This is a genomic window from Methylobacterium sp. AMS5 (genome assembly GCF_001542815.1).
Classification (GTDB): Bacteria; Pseudomonadota; Alphaproteobacteria; order Rhizobiales; family Beijerinckiaceae; genus Methylobacterium.
On the sequence record NZ_CP006992.1, the window covers coordinates 1,922,232 to 1,942,071 of the forward strand.

Consider the following 19,840-nt stretch of genomic DNA (forward strand, 5'->3'; position numbering starts at 1 on the left):
TTCGAGGATTCGGGCGTGCGGCCCTGCAAGAGCCGCCCTGCCGACGGAAACGCATTGAGAGACGGGTGAAGGCTTTGGCACTAGCGGACACGACGATCCTTGAGGGTCTTGAGACGCCGGATCGTCTCCGGCTTCTGCCGGAGAGCGAGCTGCGGCGGGTGGCCGACGCCGTGCGGGCCGAGATGATCGACGCGGTGTCGATCACCGGCGGCCATCTCGGCTCGGGCCTGGGCGTGGTCGAACTCACGGTGGCGCTCCACCACGTCTTCGACACCCCCGACGACCGCATCGTCTGGGACGTCGGCCACCAGTGCTACCCGCACAAGATCCTGACGGGCCGGCGCGACCGCATCCGCACCCTGCGCCAGGGCGGGGGGCTGTCGGGCTTCACCAAGCGCTCGGAGAGCGAGTACGACCCCTTCGGCGCGGCCCACTCCTCCACCTCGATCTCCGCCGCGCTCGGCATGGCCGTGGCGCGCGACCTCGAGGAGGCGGACGCCAAGGCCAGGGGCGGCCCGGCACCGAAGCGCCGCAACATGATCGCGGTGATCGGCGACGGCTCGATGTCGGCGGGCATGGCCTACGAGGCGATGAACAATGCCGGCGCGCTGCACTCGCGCCTGATCGTCATCCTCAACGACAACGACATGTCGATCGCCCCCCCCGTCGGCGCGATGTCGGCCTACCTCGCGCGGCTCGCCTCGGGCGGCACCTACCGGTCGCTCCGCGAGACCGCCAAGCAGCTCGGCAAGCTGCTGCCGAAGGCGCTCTACCAGCGCGCGGCGGCGGCGGAGGAGTATGCCCGCTCGCTGATCGTCGGCGGCGGCACGATGTTCGAGGAGATGGGCTTCCACTATGTCGGCCCGGTCGACGGGCACAACCTCGACCATCTGCTCCCCGTTCTGAAGAACGTGCGCGATTCGGACCAGGGCCCGATCCTGCTCCACGTCGTCACGCAGAAGGGCAAGGGCTACGCGCCGGCTGAGGCCTCCGCCGACCGCTATCACGGCGTGGTCAAGTTCGACGTGGTCTCCGGCGTCCAGGCCAAGGCCAAGGCGAACGCCCCGGCCTATACCCGCGTGTTCGGCGAGAGCCTGATCAAGGCGGCCGACGCCGATCCGAAGGTGGTGGCGATCACCGCGGCGATGCCCGGCGGCACCGGGATCGACCTGTTCGGCAAGGCGCATCCCGACAAGACCTTCGACGTCGGCATCGCCGAGCAGCACGCGGTGACCTTTGCCGGCGGCCTCGCCACCGAGGGCTACAAGCCGTTCGTGGCGATCTACTCGACCTTCCTGCAGCGGGCCTACGATCAGGTCGTGCACGATGTCGCGCTGCAGAACCTACCGGTGCGGTTCTGCCTCGACCGGGCGGGACTGGTGGGCGCGGACGGCGCCACGCATGCGGGCGCGTTCGATCTGGCCTATCTCTGCTGCCTGCCGAACATGACGGTGATGGCGGCGGCCGACGAGGCGGAGCTGGTGCACATGGTGGCCACCGCCCACGCGCACGACACGGGTCCGATCGCGCTGCGCTACCCGCGCGGCGAGGGGGTCGGCATCGAGTTGCCGGAGAAGGGCGAACCGCTGGCGATCGGCCGCGGCCGCGTGGTGCGGCGTCCGGAAGGGGCGCGGGTGGCGCTTCTCTCGCTCGGCACGCGGTTGTCGGAGGCGCTGAAGGCGGCCGATGCGCTCGAGGCGGAGGGTGTCGTGGCCACGGTCGCGGATGCGCGCTTTGCCAAGCCGTTGGACGCCGAGCTGATCGTCGATCTGGCGATGAGCCACGAGGTTCTGGTGACGGTGGAGGAGGGTTCGGTCGGCGGCTTCGGCGCGATGGTGCTGCACCTCTTGGCCGAGCGCGGCGTGCTCGACACGGGCCGGGTCCGGGTCCGCACGCTGACGCTGCCGGACAGCTACCAGGATCACGACAAGCCGGAGAAGATGTACGCCGAGGCCGGGCTCGATGCCGACGGCATCCTCAAGGCCGTCCGCGCCGCCCTGCCGGACCAGAAGAAGGGCAGCCGGACCGGGCGCCTGCGCCTGGCCTGATCCGTACGCGCCTCCGGGCGCACGAGACCGAACAGGAAGGCGCGGTGCTTGCCGCACCGCGCCATCGATGAGACAAGCGCCGCGCCGTCCGGCCCTGAATCGGGTGCGTTGATGGGGCGGCGTTTCCGCGTGTCTGCCCCGCTCCCGCGGCTGGCAGGCGAGGCCGTTGCGACAACCACGCGAGCACGATGACAGAGCCGACCCAAAGCGGCCCGTTCCCAGCGGGGCCGGTGTTGATCACCGGTGCCAGCGGCTTCCTCGGAGCCGCCTTGGTGGACGTTTTCCGCGCGGCCGGCTTTGCCGTGCGCATCACCGTGCGCGCCTCCTCGCCGCGCACCAACCTGATCTGGCCCGATGTCGAGATCGTCGAGGCCGACATGCGCGACCGGGCGGCCGTGGCCTCCGCCATGCGCGGCCAGCGCTACCTCGTCCACGCCGCGGCCGATTACCGGCTCTGGGCGCCGGACATGGAAGAGATCGTCCGCACCAACCGCGACGGCACCCGCATCCTGATGGAGGAGGCGCTGAAGGCCGGCGTCGAGCGGATCGTCTACACGTCGAGCGTCGCGACCATCAAACCGCACGACGACGGCACGCCCGCCGACGAGACCCGGCCGCTGACGCCGGAGACCGCCATCGGCGCCTACAAGCGCAGCAAGGTGGTGGCCGAGCGCGTGGTCGACGAGATGGTGGCCCGTGACGGCCTGCCCGCCGTCATCGTGAACCCCTCGACGCCGATCGGCCCCCGCGACGTGAAGCCGACGCCGACCGGCCGCATCATCCTCGACGCGGCACAAGGCAAGATCCCGGCGTTTGTCGATACCGGCCTCAACCTCGCCCATGTCGACGACGTGGCCGCGGGCCATCTCCTGGCCCTGCGCAAGGGCCGGATCGGCGAGCACTACATCCTCGGCGGCGAGGATGTGATGCTGGCGCAAATGCTCGCCGACATCGCCGCCATCGTCGGCCGCAAGGCGCCGACGACGCGGCTGCCCTATGCGGTGATCTACCCGATCGCTTATCTCTCCGAGCAGATCGCGCGGGTGACCGGCAAGGCGCCGCTCGCCACCATCGACGGCGTGCGCATGTCGAAGTCCCGGATGTTCTTCTCCGACGCCAAGGCACGGGCGGAACTCGGCTATTCCGCGCGGCCCTACCGACGGGGCCTTGAGGATGCCATCGCGTGGTTCCGGCAGGCGGGGTACATGAAATGAACGCCGCGCTTCAGACCGCCAGCGACGCCCGCACCGGCAAGGGCCAGCACGACGAGAACTTTCCCGTCGCCTCGCACCTGATCCACCCGCGCTACCGCGGCGCGATCCTCGCCTTCTACAACTACGTGCGGGCCGGCGACGACGTCGCCGACCACACCGGCCTGTCGCCCGAGCGCAAGATCGCGATGCTCGACGCGCTGGCCGACGCGCTCACCGGCAAGGGCGGCTCGGATCCCACGGTCGAGCCGCTCAAGCGCGAACTCGCGGCCCACGATCAGCCGCCGACCCACGCGCTCGAACTGCTCGACGCCTTCCGCATGGATGCGCGCAAGTCGCGCTACGCGGATTGGGATGAGCTGATCCACTATTGCCGCTACTCGGCGATGCCGGTCGGGCGCTTCCTGCTCGACGTGCACGGCGAGGATCCGGCGCGGGTCTATCGGACCTCCGACGCGATCTGCGCCGCGCTGCAGGTGCTCAACCACCTCCAGGATTGCGGCAAGGATTTTCGCGATCTCGACCGGGTCTACATCCCGCTCGACGTGATGGAGCGGCACGGCGCCGACGTGTCGATGCTGGGGCTGCCCCAGGCCACGCCGCAATTGCGCGCGGTCATCCGCGAACTCGCCGAGCGCACCCTCGAACTGCTGGACGAGGGGGCGCCGCTCCCGAATCTCATCGACGACCTGCGCCTCAGCCTGGAGATCGCCGCGATCCATCGCCTCGCCGTCGTCTTGACGAAGGGGCTGCTGACCCGCGATCCGCTCAGCGAAAAAGTCCATCACGGCAAGGCCGCCTTCGCGCTCACCGCGCTCGGCGGCATCGCCGCCACGCTGGTGCGCCGCCCGTTCCGGTCGCGCCGTCCCGCCCCCGCCGGAGCCGGCCGATGAGCGCCACCGCCAGCCCGATGACGGGCGAGACCCCGGAAGCCCCCGCCCTGCCGGCCGCCGGCTCGTCCTTCTATACGGCGATGCGCCTGCTGCCGAAGGAGCGGCGCGAGGCGATGTACGCCGTCTACGCCTTCTGCCGGGTCGTGGACGATGTCGCCGATGACGGCGGCCCGCGCGAGGTCCGCGCGGCCGAACTCGACCGCTGGCGCGCCGATATCGACGCTCTCTATGCCGGCCACCCGCCCGCGCGGGTGAAGCCGCTCGAAGAGCCGATGCGCCGCTTCGACCTCAAGCGCGAGGACTTCCAGGCCGTCATCGACGGCATGGCGATGGACGCGGAGGAGGACATCGTCGCCCCGTCGGAAGCCAAGCTCGACCTCTATTGCGATCGGGTCGCGAGCGCCGTCGGGCGCCTCTCGGTGCGCATTTTCGGCATGCCGGAGGCGGACGGAATCCGCCTCGCGTGGCACCAGGGCCGGGCGCTCCAGCTCACCAACATCCTGCGCGACATCGACGAGGATGCGACGCGCGGGCGGCTCTACCTGCCGATGGAGAAATTCCACAAGATCGGCCTGATGAACCCGACCCCGCAGAGCGCGCTGGCGCATCCGCGTCTCGGCGAGGTCTGCGCGGCGGTCGCCGCGGAAGCGCAAGAGCATTACCGCCAGACCTGGGCGATCATCGAGCGCAGCCCGCGCCGCGCGACCAAGGCCGCCCGCCTGATGGCGGCGGCCTACCGGCTCTACCTCGACGCCGTGGTGAAGCGCGGCTGGGCGGCCCCGCGGGAGCGGGTGAAGCCGGGTAAATTTCCCCTTCTCCTCGTCGCGTTGCGCCACGGGATCCTGTGATGACGGGTACGGTTCACGTTGTCGGTGCCGGGCTCGCCGGCCTCTCGGCGGCGGCCTCGCTGGCGGAGGCCGGCAACCGCGTGGTTCTGCACGAAGCGGCCAAGCAGGCGGGTGGGCGCTGCCGCTCCTACTACGACCCCTCGCTCGGACTGACCATCGACAACGGCAACCACCTGCTCCTGTCGGGCAACCGCTCGTCCCTCGACTTCCTGCGCCTCATCGGCGCGCCGGCCAACGCCCTGACCGGACCCGACGAGGCGGTCTTCGACTTCGCCGACATTCGCACCGGCGAGCGCTGGACCCTGCGCCCGAACGCGGGCCGTTTGCCCTGGTGGGTGCTGCGGGCCGGCCGGCGCGTGCCGGGCACCCGCGCGCGCGACTACCTCGCGCCGGTCTCCCTGATGATGGCCGCCTCCGGCAACAAGCCGGGCCAGAGCGGCACGATCGGTGAGAAGATGCCCTGCGAGGGGCCGCTCTACGAGCGGCTCTGGCACCCTGTCCTGCTCGCCGCGCTCAACACCGATCCGCGCGAGAGCGATGTCGGGCTCGCCGCCACCATCCTGCGCGAGACCCTGGGGGCCGGCGGGCGTGCCTGTCGGCCGCTCATCGCCGTCGAGGGCCTGTCCGCTGCCTTCGTCGATCCGGCCCTGCGCTACTTGGAGAGCCGCGGTGCCGAGATCCGCTACGGCCGGCGCCTGCGGGCGCTGACCTTAGGCCAGGGCCGCATCGAGCGCCTCGACTTCACCGACGAGCCGACGGTGATCGGTCCCGACGACGCCGTGGTCATGGCCCTGCCGCCCTGGGTGGCGAGCGAACTCCTGCCCGGCACGCCCGCGCCGCAGGAATTTCGCTCGATCGTCAACGCGCATTTCGCCCTGCGCCCGCCCGAGGGCGCTCCGCTGATGCTCGGCGTCGTCGGCGGTCTGACCGAGTGGCTGTTCGCCTATCCCGATCGCTTCTCGGTCACCATCAGCGGCGCCGACCGACTGCTGGAGGATGGCCGCGAGGATCTCGCGCGCCGCATCTGGACCGAGATCGCGGATCTCAACGGTCTTGCACGGGATTTGCCTAGCTGGCAGATCGTCAAGGAAAAGCGTGCGACCTTCGCGGCGACGCCCGCGGAAGCCGCGCGCCGCCCCGGCGCGGCGACGCGCTACCGGAATCTGGTTCTCGCCGGTGATTGGACGGAGACGGGGCTGCCCTCGACCATCGAGGGCGCCATCCGATCCGGCACAAACGCCGCGCAAGCCCTGTTCCGCACCGGGATGTGCGGACGGGCACAGGCACAGGGAGTCGCTTGAAGGATATGACGACGGCATCGAGACAGTCGAACGAGGCGAGAACGATGCGTGAGGCGGCCGTAAGCAAGGTCGAGACGCTGCAGCGTCCCAAGACCCGCGACGTGTCCCTCGACGACGTGGAGCGTGGCGTCCACAGCGCCACCCGCGCGCTGACCGAGATGACGCAGGCGGATGGACACATCTGCTTCGAGCTCGAGGCGGATGCGACCATCCCCTCCGAGTACATCCTGTTCCACCAGTTCCGCGGGACCGAGCCGCGGCCCGGGCTCGAAGCCAAGATCGGCAACTACCTGCGCCGCACGCAGTCGAAGGTGCATGGCGGCTGGGCGCTGGTGCATGACGGCCCCTTCGACATGAGCGCGTCGGTGAAGGCCTACTTCGCCCTCAAGATGATCGGCGACGACATCGAGGCGCCGCACATGCGCGCCGTGCGCAAGGCGATCCTTCAGCGCGGGGGCGCGGCCAACGCCAACGTCTTCACCCGCATCCTGCTCGCGCTCTACGGCGAAGTGCCGTGGGCGGCGGTGCCGGTGATGCCGGTGGAGGTGATGCACCTGCCGAAGTGGTTCCCGTTCCACCTCGACAAGGTGTCCTACTGGGCCCGCTGCACCATGGTGCCGCTGTTCGTGATTCAGGCCAAGAAGCCGCGGGCGAAGAACCCGCGCGGCGTCGGCGTGGCCGAACTGTTCGTGACGCCGCCCGATTCGGTGCGGACCTGGCCGGGCTCGCCCCACGCCACCTGGCCGTGGACGCCGATCTTCGGCGGCATCGATCGCGTGCTGCAGAAGACGCAGGATCATTTCCCGAAGGTGCCGCGCCAGCGCGCCATCGACAAGGCGGTCGCTTGGGTCTCCGAGCGGCTGAACGGCGAGGACGGCCTCGGCGCCATCTTCCCGGCCATGGTCAACTCGGTGCTGATGTACGAGGTGCTGGGCTATCCGCCCGAGCATCCGCAGGTGAAGATCGCGCTGGAAGCCATCGAGAAGCTCGTCGCCGAGAAGGAAGACGAGGCCTATGTCCAGCCCTGCCTGTCCCCGGTCTGGGATACGGCGCTGAACAGCCACGCCATGCTCGAAGCCGGCGGCCATCAGGCGGAGGCCAATGCCCGCGCCGGCCTCGACTGGCTCAAGCCGCTCCAGATCCTCGACATCAAGGGCGACTGGGCCGAGACCAAGCCCAACGTTCGCCCCGGCGGCTGGGCGTTCCAGTACGCCAACCCGCACTATCCCGACCTCGACGACACCGCCGTCGTGGTGATGGCGATGGATCGCGCCCAGCGTCAGCATGGGCTGGTCAGCGGCATGCCGGACTATTCGGAGTCGATCGCCCGTGCCCGCGAGTGGGTCGAGGGCCTTCAGAGCGCCGATGGCGGCTGGGCGGCGTTCGATGCCGACAACAACCACCACTACCTCAACCACATCCCGTTCTCGGATCACGGCGCGCTGCTCGATCCGCCGACCGCGGACGTGACCGCCCGCGTCGTCTCGATGCTGTCACAGCTCGGCGAGACCCGCGCGACCAGCCGTGCGCTCGACCGCGGCGTGACCTACCTGCTCAACGATCAGGAGAAGGACGGGAGCTGGTACGGCCGCTGGGGCATGAACTTCATCTACGGCACGTGGTCGGTGCTGTGCGCGCTCAACGCCGCCGGGGTCGATCCGCAGAGCCCCGAGATCCGCAAGGCGGTGGCGTGGCTCATCCGCATCCAGAACCCGGATGGCGGCTGGGGCGAGGATGCCTCTTCCTACAAGCTCAACCCCGAATTCGAGCCCGGCTACTCGACCGCCTCGCAGACGGCTTGGGCGCTGCTCGCGCTGATGGCGGCGGGCGAGGTCGACGATCCGGCGGTGGCCCGCGGCGTCAACTACCTCGTGCGCACGCAAGGAACGGACGGGCTGTGGAGCGAGGAGCGCTACACCGCGACCGGCTTCCCGCGGGTGTTCTACCTGCGCTACCACGGCTACCCGAAGTTCTTCCCGCTCTGGGCGATGGCCCGCTTCCGCAACCTGAAGCGGGGCAACAGCCGACAGGTGCAGTTCGGCATGTGATGTTTTCGGGCGTTTTCCCGAGCATCAGACCGGCGGCGCGGGAGCATCCCGCGCCGTTTCCGTTTGTACTGAACCCGTGAGCCTCCCGACATCGGCTCCTCCTGACACGAGCCCGCGAGACGACCGTTGATCCCCTGGGAGCACCTCGACACCGCCGCGATTCCCGGTGAAGCGGGTACCTTGCGCCTGATGCGCCGGGGCAGCGAGTTCTCGATCCAGCTCGATCGCAACGAGCTCATGAACAGCCGCCTCAGCGGCTCCGAGGAGGCGCTGGCGCGGCTCTCGGCCGAGCGCATCGCAGGGGCGACGGCCCCACGGGTGCTGATCGGCGGCTACGGGATGGGCTTTACCCTGCGCGCGGCGCTCGCTTGCCTGCCGGCCACGGCACAGGTGACGGTGGCCGAGATCGTGCCGGCGGTGCTCGCTTGGGCGTGTGGTCCGATGGCGGAACTGACCGGCGGCAGCCTGGATGACCCGCGGGTTTCAATCCGTGAAGCCGACGTCGCCGCGGTGATCCGCGAGCGCCCGGGCGTCTGGGACGCGATCCTGCTCGATGTGGATAACGGCCCCGACGGCCTCACCCGCATGGCGAACGACCGCCTCTACGACGCGGCCGGTCTCGGCGCGGCGCGCGCGGCCTTGCGCCCCCGCGGGGTGCTGGCGGTGTGGTCGGCACACCCGGATGCCGCCTTCAGCAAGCGGCTCGGACAGGCGGGGTTTTCGGTCGAGGAGGTGGCGGCGAGGGCACGCGGCAAGCGCGGCGCGCGGCACGTGATCTGGCTGGCCGGGCGCTGATCCTGAGAGCAATCCCAATCGCACCCTCTTCCTGAGGTGCCCGCGTCAGCGGGCACCTCAGGGCGGGGATGGATAGGATAGGCGGCAGGCTTACGCCCCCCTTCGCGCCATCAACTGCTCGATCAGCGTGGCGCCGGTTTCGAGCGCGGCCAGCTCTTCCACGATCGTCGAGACCGTCTGCGCGATCTGCTCCGGGGTGTGCTCGGAGGTCATGAAGAAGCGCAGGCGGGAGGAGCGCTCCGGCACCGCCGGATGGATGATCGGCTGCACGTTGATGCCGCGCTTGAACAGGCGGTCGGACAGCGTCACGGCTTTGAGCGAATCGCCGATGATGACCGGGATCACCGCAAGTCCCAGGCTCGTGCCGGTGTTGAGGCCGTGCTTCTTGGCCAGCGCCAGGAACTGATTCCCGTTGCGGCGCAGGCGCTCCACCCGCTCGGGCTCGGCCTGCATCACCGAGAGCGCGGCCTCGGCCGCGGCGGCGAGCGGCGGCGACATGCCGACGCTGTAGACGAAGCCGCCCGCGGTGCATTTCAGGTACTCGACCAGCACCGAGGGACCGCAGATGTAGCCGCCGCAGGAGGACAGCGTTTTCGAGAGCGTGCCCATCCAGATATCGACGTCGCCGGCATCGGCTCCGCAATGCTCGTGCAGCCCCGCGCCGGTGCGGCCGAGAACGCCGAGCCCGTGGGCGTCGTCCACCATCAGCCAGCAATCGTAGCGGCGCTTCAGCTCGACGAAGGCGGCCAGATCCGGCGCGTCGCCGTCCATACTGTAGAGGCCCTCGATCACGATCAGCGCGCGGCGGTGCTCGTGACGCGTCGCCTCGAGCAGCTTTTCGAGCGAGGCCGGGTCGTTATGGGCGAAGGAGCGGCGCTGGGCGCCGGAGAGCTGGGCGCCGGTCACCACGCTGTTGTGGATCAGCGCATCGTGGAAGATCACGTCCGGCGCTTCCAGGATCGCGCCGATGGCCGTGACGTTGGTGGCGTGCCCGCTCACCAGCACCACGCAGGCTTCCGTGCCGTAATGGGCGGCCAGCGCCCGCTCCAGCTTGAGATGCCCGGGCCGCTCGCCCGCCACGATCCGGCTTGCGGAGGCCGAGGTGCCGAAGGCCTCGATCGCCTTGCGCGCCGCACCGCTCACCGCCGGGTGACCGTTGAGGCCGAGATAGTCGTAGGACGAGTAGTTCGAGAAGGTTTGGCCTTCGATGCGGGTGCTGGCGCCCGCACGGGTCTCGTGAACCCGGAAGAACGGGTTGGCGAGGCCGATCAGATCGGCGGCCGAGCGCTGCAGGCGCAGCTCCCGGTAGCCGGTCAGCTTCTCGAAATCCTGCGGTGAATCGCCGGCCGGCGCCTTGGTCTCGGCGAGAGCGGGGGAGGGCCGGGCATTGGCGCGGCCCAGCCGGTTGGTGACGAAGCTCGCGAGCGCGGCCCGGCCGTCCTGCGGGCGTGACGGCTGGGTCATGGCAAGATCTCTTTGATGTCCGAGACGTTCTTCTCGACGAGTTCGTTGAACGGCATGAGCGTGGCGGCATCGAGATCGCCGACATGCTTCGTGGCGAGACTCAAGGTCACGCCCGCCGCCTCGTCCACCGGCGTCGCCACCGCCTGGATCAGGGTTTCGGTCAGCTCGTTGACGGTCAGCCCCGAGGAGATGCCCGCGGGCGGCGCGTCGAGGGCGAAGCGCTCCTGAAGGCTCGCCCCCAGCTCGACGCCCATCAGCGAATCGAGGCCGATCTCGGAGAGTTGGCGCACGCGGCTGATGTCGTCCTTCGGCAGGCGCAGGATGCGGGCGATATCCTCGACGATGGCGTCGGAGACCGTCTTGCGGACGGCGTCGATATCCTGGCTCCGCAGCAGCGCGCCGATGTTGATGGCCGCCACCGTGCCGGACTCGGCCTGCTGGTCGCCGCCAAGGCTGGCATAGCTCGGCGAGCGCAGGGTGGCGAGGCGTTCGCGTGCCTTGCCCCAATGCATCGCGGCGATGGCGATCACGCCCTCGTCGCTCGCCTTGCCCTGGCTCTCCAGCGCCTCGGCCATCAGGTCGAGGCAGAGGCGGGCGTCCATCGGCGTCACGCCGACGCGGGAGGCCAGCGTTTCCATCACCGCCTTGTTGCGGGCGAGCACGCCGACATCGCCGATGGCACCCCAGGCGACCGCGAGCGCGGGCAAGCCGAGGCGGCGGCGCTGGCGGGCGACGCCTTCCATGAAGCCGTTGGCGGCGACGTAGGAGCCCTGGCCGGGATTGCCGATGAAAGTCGTGGCCGAGGAGAACAGCACGAAGTAGTCGAGCTTGCGCCCGCGGGTGGCGGCGTCGAGATGCCCCGCACCGATCACCTTCGGCGCGATCACCGCCTCGAGCGTCTCCGGCTCGATCGCGTTGATCAGCCCGTCCTGCAGCACCATGGCGCCGTGGATCACGCCCGCGAGCCGCTCGCCTCGGGCCTCGATGCCCTCGATCAGCGCCTCGACCGCCCGACGGCTGGTGATGTTGCAGGCCTTGGTCTCGACCCGAACGCCTTGCGCGGCGAGTTCGGCGACGACCGCGCGCCCCTCCTCGTTCGGCTTGCCGGAGCGGCCGACGAGGACGATGCGCTTGGCACCCCGATCCGCGAGCCAGCGGGCCGCCTCGATGCCGAAGCCGCCGAGGCCGCCGGTCACGAGGTGAACGCCCTCGGCGCTCACCGTGAAGGCATTGCGCTGGACCCGCGCGACCGAACCGGGCGCCGGCGGCGTCACGACGATCTTACCGACATGCCCCGATTGCTGCATCAGCCGGAAGGCGTCCGACGTCTCGTCGGCGGCGAACGGCTGGTAGGGCAGGGGACGCAGGCCCCCTTCCGCGAACAAGGCCATCACCTCGCGGAACATCCGCGCGCCGTCCTCGCCCTGGTGCTGGAGCACCTGATCGAGATCGACGCCGAAATACGAGAGGTTCCGGCGGAAGGGCCGCAGCCCGATATGGGTGTTGGCGACGTAGTCGCGCTTGCCCAGTTCGACGAAGCGCCCGAACGGCCGCAGGCAGTTGAGCGAGCGCTCCATCATCTCGCCGAACAGCGAGTTGAGCACCACGTCGACGCCGTCGCCGGTGATGCGGCGCACGTCGTCCACGAAGGCGAGGGAACGCGAATCGAGCACGTGCTCGGCGCCGAGCGCGGCCACCAGCGCGCGCTTCTCCCGCGAGCCGGCCGTGGCGATGACCCGCGCGCCCTTCCACTTGGCGATCTGGAGTGCGGCCAGACCGACGCCGCCCGCGCCGCCATGGACCAGCAGCCACTCGCCCTTGCGCAGCCGGGCGCAGGTGCAGAGCGCGTAATAGGCGGTGAGGAAGGCGACCGGTACGGTCGCGGCGGCGGCCGGATCGAGCCCGGCGGGCATCGGCGCGACGACCATCTCGGGCACCACCACGTGGGTGGCAAAGCCCGACTGGGCGAAGGCGACGACGGAATCGCCGACGGCGAAGTCCACCACGCCGGGGCCGATCGCGGTCACCTGTCCGGAGACTTCGAGGCCCAAGCGCGGGCCGGCAAAGCCGTCCTCCAGGATCTCCTCCGGGAGCATGGAGAGCGCCCAGAGCACGTCGCGGAAGTTCAGGCCGGTGGCCGCCACCGCGATCTCGACCTCGCCGGGACCGGGGGCGGCGCGCTCGGCCGGACCCCAGACCATCTCGTTGAGACCGCCGGTGTTGGAGCGCTCCAGCCGCGCGGCGGGCGCCGCCTCGCCGGCCGCGGTCGCGGCGCGGCCGGGATGGAAGCGCACGACGCGGGTGGCGTCGGCATCGAGCACGATCTCGGTCTCGTCGGTGCCCGACAGGATCAGGGCGCGCAGCCGCTCGGCGGCGTCCTTCGAGGATAGGGTCGGCGCGAGGTCGATCCGGCGCACGTCGAGGGTGGCCGTTTCGTTGGCGAGCGTCCGGCTGAAGGCCCAGACGCCGGCCTCGACCGCCGCCGCCTCGCCGCCCGCGTCGCGGGTGGCGCCGGGGGCGACCACCCAGAGCCGGGTCTGGCGGCTGCCGAGATGCTCGGCGCAGCGCTTGAGGCTGAGGCAGCGGTCGCGCAGCCGCGTTGCCGCCGCACCCTCGCCGGCAAAGGCACCGGCCAGGAACACCACGGTGTCCGGGGTTTCGCGCTCGAGTTCCCGCAGCGATTGCTCGGAATCCAGGATGATCGAGACGTGGACGCCGCTCGCCACCAGCAGGGTCGCCAGCGACGAGGCCGTCTCCGCGCCGAACTCGTCATGGGAGCCGACGACGAAGGCGAAGCTCTGACCGTGGCCGACCGCCGACCGCGCCGGGGCTTCGGCGACGAGCAGAAGGTCATCGCCGTTGGCCGAAGCCGCACGGTCGGCCGAAACCCGCACGAGGCCCGACGCGCTGAGGCGGCGCTGCCAGCCGGTGACGTCGTCGAGGCGCGAGAGCGGCATGCCGGCAACCGCTTCCTCGAACCAGTCCGTCGCGAGGCCGAAGACCAGATCGCGGAACAGCGAGGCGCCGGGCTCGACCGCCACGAGCAATCCGCCCGAGGCGAGCGCCGCGGCGAGCTGTCCCGGCAGGGCCTTGTCGGCACGGTGCAGCACGTCGCTGGCCAGAACGAGGTCGAAGGCGGCGGCCGGGAGAGCGGCGATGTCCTCGATCACCTCGACCGTGGTCGGAAGGGCGAGGCGGGCACGCTCGGCGAGACGCCGGTCGGTGTCCAGCACGGTGAGCCGGGCATCCGCCTCGCGGGCGAGTGCGGCGGCGCGGGCCGAGAGCGGGCCGAAACCGACCTGAAGGATGCGCAGCGCCCGGTCCGACGGCAGGCGCCCGCGGGCCTCGGCGACGATCCGTGCCACAACGTCGGCGGCGGCGCGGGCCGTGGCGCCGCGCAGATGGAAGGCGTCCAGGGCCGCCGGGGGCAGGCTGGCGGAGGCCGGCGCGTCGCCCGCCACGATCCGCCCGACCAGGGCGGTGGTGTCGGCGAGCAGCACCAGTTCGGCGGCCAGCTCCGGATGGTCGGCCGCAATCCAGCGCATGGTCTCTTCGGGCGCGGGAAGGGACACGTCGCGGCGCAGGCGCCAGACACCCTTCTCGAGGGTCGCGAGACCGCTGCTTTCCAGGGCGTAGAGGGCATTGGTCGCCCACGGATGCAACGCCTCGGGCAGGCGGCGATCGAGGGTCACCTTGCCCTTCTCGGAGAGGCCGTCGGCGAGGCGGTAGGCGAGCGCCGTCGCCCAGCCTTCCAGCAGCAGGTGGCCCGGTCCGAGATCGGCCGTGTCCGGCGCGGTCGCGGCGGCGAGGCTCGGGCGCAGGCGCTCGGCCACGCTCGGGCGCCGCTCCAGCGGCAGGGCGGTCGGCTCGGTGGCGCGCTCCACCCCTTGCGTGATGGCGTAGGCGTCGAGGTCGCTGCCGCTGCGCGCGCGCAGGGCCTGGAAGCGGCCCTCGCGGATCGTCGCGATCACCGCGCCCTCGGCATCGGTCAGGGTGAAGTCGGCCAGGATCGAGCGTTCGTTGCAGCGCCGGGTGCGGATCTCGGCGCGGGCGATCGCAGCACCGGGGCGCAGCAGGCGCACTTCGCCGAAGCGCACCGGCACGTAGGCCTTGGTGGCGCCCTCGCCCATCAGTTCGGCGAAGAGCAGGATCAGGCCGTGGAAGCAGGAATCGAGACGCGCGGGGACGAGGCCGTAGCGGTCGTCGGACTCGGCCGGGATCAGCTCGGAGACGATGGTGGTCTCGTCGATGCGCGCCGAAGCCGCGACCTGTCGGAAGTTCTCGCCGAAGCCGAGGCCGGAGGCGAGCGCCCGGCGGTAGAGGCCGTCACCCGAAATCGCGTGCTCGCCCGGAACCGCGAGGTCGCGGCGGGCCGGCACGGGAAAGTCGCCCTCGATGATCTTGGCCGAGGCGTGGAGCTGCCACGGCGTCGGGGTCAGGCGGGGGCGGCTGAGGATCTGGATCTGGTTGCCGGAGCCCGACAGGCGCACCAACACCTCACGCAAGCTGTCCTCGGCGAAGACCATCGGCGAGAGGATCTCGACGTCGGAGAGCGTCACGCTCTCCGTGCGGAGCGCTTGCCGGGCGACGTGCAGCGCCATCTCGACGAAGGCGGCACCGGGCAGGATCACCTGACCGTCGATGCGGTGGTCGTCGAGTTCGGGCACGAGTGCCGCGTCGAGATGGCCGTGCCATTCGAGACCGTCGGGCGCGAGGCGCGCGCCGGCGAGCGGGTGGTAGGGCCGCGGTGCGGCGCCTGCCCCCTCGGTGGTCTCGGCGAGGCGGAACGGACGGCGCTGCCAGGGATAGAGCGGCAGGGCGATGACACCGGCCGGATCGGCACCGAACAGGCGTGCCTCATCGACGGCGGCACCTGCGACGAGGGCGGCGGCGACCGCCTTGGCGATCGGATCGCCGCCGATCGGCTTGCGGTGCATCACGCCGACCGAGGCCACCTCGATGGCGAGCGGTTCGATGGCGTCGCCGATATGCGGCAGCAGGGTCGCGCGCGGGCCGACCTCGACGAAGACGCGGGCGCCCTGGCGGGTCGCCTCCTGCAGCGCCTCGCAGAAGCGCACCGGCTCGCGGATGTTGCGCCACCAGTAGCCAGCGCCGAACTGGGCGCCGGGCAGCACCGTGCCGGTCACGGTCGAGACCATGGCGGTATGGCCGGCGGACGCCTTCAGCCCGTCGAGGTCGCGCAGCAGCGGACGCTCGGTCGGGTCCATCAGGCGACCGTGGAAGGGATATTCGAGATCGAGCTTGCGCCCGCGGCGGCGCTTGCGCGCCAGCGCCTTCATCGCGGCCTCGATATCGGCCTCGGGGCCGGCCACCGTGATCGCCTTGGGGCTGTTATAGGCGGCGATGTCGAGGGTGGGATAGTCGGCGAGGAACGCCTCCATCTCCTCGGCTGGTCCGAGCAGCACGGCCATGGTGCCGAAGCCGCGCGTCGATTCCTGATGCTTGCTGCGGTAGAAGATCACCCGCACCGCCTGATCCAGGCTCAAGATGCCGGCGGCCTCGGCCGCGGCGATCTCGCCGACGCTGTGGCCGAGTACGTAGCGGGGCGTCAGGCCCTTGGCGCGCAGGGCCGCAGTCGACGCGCTCTGGATCGCGAAGATCAGCGGCTGCGAGACGCGGGTGAGGCTGAGGCGCGCGTCGAGATCCTCGGCGAACATCGCCTCCTTGAGCGACCAGCCCGAGAGCTTCTCGAACAACGTGTCGGTCTGATCGAAGCGGGCGCGGAAGGCCTTGCTCTCCTCATAGGCCTCGCGGCCCATGCCGACCCACTGGCTGCCGTTGCCGGAATAGACGAAGGCGACCTCGGCCTGGCGTTCGACCGCCGTGCCGACGATGGCGGCATCGCCGTCCTCGCCCTCCGCCAGCGCCCGCAGGGCGGCCGGGACGTCGGTCTGAGGGGTCAGCGGCAGGGCAAGCCGCGTGCCGAGGCGCTCGCGGCGGTGGAAGGCCGCGGCCGCGACGCGGGCGGCCTCGGCGGGCGCCGCCCCGTCGAAGCGGGCGGCGTAATCGAGGGCGAGATCGTTGAGGGCGGCGCGGCTCTGGGCAGAGAGCAGCAGGATCTCGGGCGCGGGGCCCGCATCGTCGGCGGCCGCGACCGGGCCTGCATCGGTCAGCACGACGTGGGCGTTGGTGCCGCCGAAGCCGAACGAGTTCACGCCGGCGAAGCGCTCGGCCTTGGTGCGGGCGAGCGCCAGCGGTGCGCGGTTGACCGCGAGTTTCATCGCCTCGAACGGGATGTCGGGGTTCAATTCGGCCGCGTGCAGCGAGGGCGGCAGAAGGTCGTGCTCGAGCGCGAGGCTGGCTTTCAGCAAGCCCGCGAGCCCCGAGGTCGGCTCGGTATGGCCGATATTGGTCTTGATCGAGCCGATCGGCAGCGGGGCCTGACGCGGTTTGCCGAGCTTGGAGCCGATAGCCCCGGCCTCGATCGGATCGCCGACAGGGGTGCCGGTGCCGTGCGCCTCGACGAAGGCGAGTCTGTCGAGGTCGATCTCGGCGTCGCGATAGACCTGCTCCAGCAACGCGCCTTGCGCGTAGCCGGAGGGCAGCGAGATGCCGGTGGTGCGGCCGTCCGAGTTGACGCCGCTCGCCGCGATCACGCCGCGCACCGCCCGGCCGCTGCGGGCGGCGGCCTCGGCCGATTGCAGGATCAGGACGACGCCGCCCTCGGCGCGCACGTAGCCGTCGGCGCTCGACGAGAAGGCCTGGCACAGGCCGGTGCGCGAGAGCATCTGCGCGTTGGAGAAGGAGATGAAGTTGAACGGGCTCGCCAGGATGTTGGCACCCGCCACCACGGCGGTGTCGACCTGCCCCGCCTCGATCGCCGCGATCGCGGCGTTCAGCGCGACCAGCGAGGACGAGCAGGCGGTGTCGAGGGTGAAGCTCGGGCCCTTGAGGTCGTAGATGTAGGAGATGCGGTTCGAGATGATCGAGAGCGTGTTGCCGGTGGCCGCGTAGGCGTCGCCCGAGGACGGGTCGAGGATGCGCAGGTTGCCGTAGTCGAGCGCCGAGGCGCCGACGAACACGCCGATATGGCTGCCGGCCACCGCGGAGGGGCGCAGGCCCGCATCCTCGAAGGCTTCCCAGGTCAGTTCCAGCAGCATGCGCTGCTGCGGGTCCATCTGCTCGGCCTCGCGCGGCGAAATGCCGAACACGCCCGGATCGAACGACCAGATGTCGTCGAGCACGCCGGCGGCCCAGGTGTAGCTCTTGCCCCGCTCCTGCGCGCGCGGATGCCCGAAGGCCTGCAACGACCAGCGGTCCTCGGGGATGCGTGAGACGGCGCAGCGCCCCTCCGTCAGGAGTTGCCACAGCCCCTCGACGTTTTGAGCCCCGGGCAGGCGGCAGGCGCGGCCGACGATCGCGATGTCTTTGCGGTGAGTCACGTCGATCCGTTTATGCTCGTGAAGCAGGGACCGGGGGTCCGTCCGGCGAAGGCGTTCCACCCCCACCGCGAATGTCTCTTGAAACCTCGGCTTCTCCGTGGCGCCCGGGACAGGGCGGCCGACGACCGGGGGTTTGAAGAGGCATCCATTAATCTGACCGTCAGGACCGTCCAACCCGCTTGGCTGCAACCTCTCCCTTAATCCTGAGAGATTGGGAGATTGTGTGGCACGTATTCATCAGTGAATCGTTGACGGCGAAAAATCTGCGAGGTGCCGAGGCCAACAAATATCAGTACGGGCGTCGGGGTAAGTTTAAAAATCGCCATCACTCCGCCGCGCTTGTGGCAAAGGTCATGCGAATATTGTAGTGCGTTTTCAATAATCGTTGTCGCTCCGCTTGTGTGATCGATTCGGGTGGCCGCTGCCGGATTGCTGCGTTCGTAAGTTGCAGCCCTCCCGTTCGGCAGATGAGATCGGTTCGAAAGTCTTCCCGAAGCGATGAGGGGTTGGAAGCCGCAATCAAGCAATCCCGATGCCGGAATAGGCGAAGCCGTGCCGTTCAGTCTCCGCGGGCGCGTAGACGTTGCGCAGATCGACGAGGACGGGGGCGCGCATGAGCCCCTTTAGCCGGGCGAGATCGAGCGCCCGGAACGCATTCCACTCCGTCACGATCACCAGCGCGTCCACGCCTTCGGCGCAGGCATAGGCGTCCTCGGCGTAAGCGACGCCCTGAAGCAGCGGCCGCGCCTGCTCCATCCCCTCCGGATCGTAGGCCACGATCTGCGCGCCCGCATCCTGCAAGCCGGCGATGATCGACAGCGAGGGCGCGTCGCGCATGTCGTCGGTGTTCGGCTTGAACGTCAGGCCCAGGAGCGCCACCCGCTTGCCCCGCACGGACCCGCCGCAGGCCGCGATCACCTTGCGCGCCATCGCGCGCTTCCTCTGGTCGTTGACCGCCACCACCGTCTCGACGATCCGCACCGGCGTGCCGTAATCCTGCGCCGTCTTCACCAGCGCCAGCGTGTCCTTGGGGAAGCACGAGCCGCCATAGCCCGGTCCCGCATGCAGGAACTTCGCGCCGATGCGGTTGTCGAGGCCGATGCCGCGGGCGACCTCCTGCACGTTGGCCCCGACCTGCTCGCACAGATCCGCGATCTCGTTGATGAAGGTGATCTTGGTGGCCAGGAACGCGTTGGCGGCATATTTGGTCAGCTCGGCCGTGCGCCGTCCGGTGAGCAGGATCGGCGCGGCGTTGAGGTAGAGCGGGCGGTAGACCTCCTGCATCACGGCGACTGCGCGGGCGTCCTCGGCGCCGATGACGATGCGGTCGGGCCGCTTGAAGTCGTCGATGGCCGCACCCTCGCGCAGGAATTCGGGGTTGGAGGCGACGCCGACATCGATGTCGGGGCGGGCCTCGCGGAGGATGCGCTCGACCTCGTCGCCGGTGCCGACGGGCACGGTCGATTTGGTAACGACCACGGTGTAGCCGGTCAGCGCCTCGGCGATCTCGCGGGCCGCGGCGTAGACGTAGGAGAGGTCGGCAAAGCCGTCGCCGCGGCGGGACGGGGTGCCCACCGCGATGAACACCGCTTGCGCCTGGGCAACAGCGGGCTTGAGGTCGGTGGAGAAGGTGAGGCGTTTGGCGCGCACGTTCTCGGCGACGAGGGTGTCGAGACCAGGCTCGTAGATCGGCATGCGGCCCTCGTTGAGGGCGGCGATCTTGCCGGGATCCTTGTCGATGCAGACGACCTCGTGGCCGAAATCGGCGAGGCAGGCGCCCGACACGAGGCCGACATAGCCCGAGCCAATCATCGCGATGCGCATCGGTG

Annotated in this window: 10 protein-coding genes; 7 read left to right on the top strand and 3 right to left on the bottom strand. The window is 70.2% G+C overall.

Annotated elements, in window-relative coordinates; translation table 11 throughout:
- The first annotated feature begins 74 nt into the window (after positions 1–74).
- The 7 genes from dxs (at position 75) to Y590_RS08690 (ending at position 9,144) form a co-directional block, all read left to right on the top strand.
- On the top strand, positions 75–2,048 hold the full coding sequence (gene dxs / locus Y590_RS08660; protein WP_060769498.1) for a 1-deoxy-D-xylulose-5-phosphate synthase: 1,974 nt from the start codon (positions 75–77) through the stop codon (positions 2,046–2,048).
- Between the two features lie 188 nt (positions 2,049–2,236).
- Positions 2,237–3,262 (top strand): hopanoid-associated sugar epimerase, encoded by a 1,026-nt coding sequence (hpnA, locus tag Y590_RS08665; RefSeq protein ID WP_060769499.1) that lies wholly within the window; start codon positions 2,237–2,239, stop codon positions 3,260–3,262.
- The gene (gene hpnC / locus Y590_RS08670; RefSeq protein ID WP_060769500.1) at positions 3,259–4,152 is read left to right on the top strand and encodes a squalene synthase HpnC; all 894 of its coding nucleotides are present in this window, start codon (positions 3,259–3,261) and stop codon (positions 4,150–4,152) included. Before hpnA ends, hpnC begins: the two co-directional genes overlap by 4 nt.
- Positions 4,149–5,000 carry a presqualene diphosphate synthase HpnD gene (gene hpnD / locus Y590_RS08675; protein WP_060769501.1) on the top strand — a complete coding sequence of 284 codons (852 nt, stop codon included), beginning with the start codon at positions 4,149–4,151 and terminating at the stop codon, positions 4,998–5,000. Before hpnC ends, hpnD begins: the two co-directional genes overlap by 4 nt.
- Positions 5,000–6,301 (top strand): hydroxysqualene dehydroxylase HpnE, encoded by a 1,302-nt coding sequence (gene hpnE / locus Y590_RS08680; protein ID WP_060769502.1) that lies wholly within the window; start codon positions 5,000–5,002, stop codon positions 6,299–6,301. The genes hpnD and hpnE overlap by 1 nt, the downstream gene beginning before the upstream one ends.
- 44 nt (positions 6,302–6,345) lie before the next feature.
- On the top strand, positions 6,346–8,349 hold the full coding sequence (gene shc / locus Y590_RS08685; RefSeq protein WP_060769503.1) for a squalene--hopene cyclase: 2,004 nt from the start codon (positions 6,346–6,348) through the stop codon (positions 8,347–8,349).
- 126 nt (positions 8,350–8,475) lie between these two features.
- On the top strand, positions 8,476–9,144 hold the full coding sequence (locus tag Y590_RS08690; RefSeq protein ID WP_060769504.1) for a polyamine aminopropyltransferase: 669 nt from the start codon (positions 8,476–8,478) through the stop codon (positions 9,142–9,144).
- Between the two features lie 90 nt (positions 9,145–9,234).
- On the opposite strand, the gene Y590_RS08695 is transcribed toward Y590_RS08690, so the two are convergent.
- The 3 genes from Y590_RS08695 to Y590_RS08705 all read right to left on the bottom strand — a co-directional run bounded on the left by Y590_RS08695 (position 9,235) and on the right by Y590_RS08705 (position 19,835).
- A complete protein-coding gene (locus Y590_RS08695) occupies positions 9,235–10,608 on the bottom strand; it encodes an aminotransferase class I/II-fold pyridoxal phosphate-dependent enzyme (protein ID WP_060769505.1) in 1,374 nt (457 codons plus the stop codon).
- Positions 10,605–18,011, bottom strand: a complete 7,407-nt coding sequence (locus Y590_RS08700) for a type I polyketide synthase (RefSeq protein ID WP_060772214.1) — start codon at positions 18,009–18,011, stop codon at positions 10,605–10,607. Before Y590_RS08700 ends, Y590_RS08695 begins: the two co-directional genes overlap by 4 nt.
- A 519-nt stretch (positions 18,012–18,530) precedes the next feature.
- Positions 18,531–19,835 carry a UDP-glucose dehydrogenase family protein gene (locus tag Y590_RS08705; RefSeq protein WP_060769506.1) on the bottom strand — a complete coding sequence of 435 codons (1,305 nt, stop codon included), beginning with the start codon at positions 19,833–19,835 and terminating at the stop codon, positions 18,531–18,533.
- Between the last annotated feature and the right edge of the window lie 5 nt (positions 19,836–19,840).

Excerpts from the sequence above, each read along its gene's own strand:
- hpnA (WP_060769499.1), top strand. The coding sequence starts at position 2,237 with ATGACAGAGCCGACCCAAAGCGGCCCGTTCCCAGCGGGGCCGGTGTTG.
- hpnC (WP_060769500.1), top strand. The coding sequence starts at position 3,259 with ATGAACGCCGCGCTTCAGACCGCCAGCGACGCCCGCACCGGCAAGGGC.
- hpnD (WP_060769501.1), top strand. The coding sequence starts at position 4,149 with ATGAGCGCCACCGCCAGCCCGATGACGGGCGAGACCCCGGAAGCCCCC.
- hpnE (WP_060769502.1), top strand. The coding sequence starts at position 5,000 with ATGACGGGTACGGTTCACGTTGTCGGTGCCGGGCTCGCCGGCCTCTCG.
- shc (WP_060769503.1), top strand. The coding sequence starts at position 6,346 with ATGCGTGAGGCGGCCGTAAGCAAGGTCGAGACGCTGCAGCGTCCCAAG.
- Y590_RS08695 (WP_060769505.1), bottom strand. The coding sequence starts at position 10,608 with ATGACCCAGCCGTCACGCCCGCAGGACGGCCGGGCCGCGCTCGCGAGC.
- Y590_RS08705 (WP_060769506.1), bottom strand. The coding sequence starts at position 19,835 with ATGCGCATCGCGATGATTGGCTCGGGCTATGTCGGCCTCGTGTCGGGC.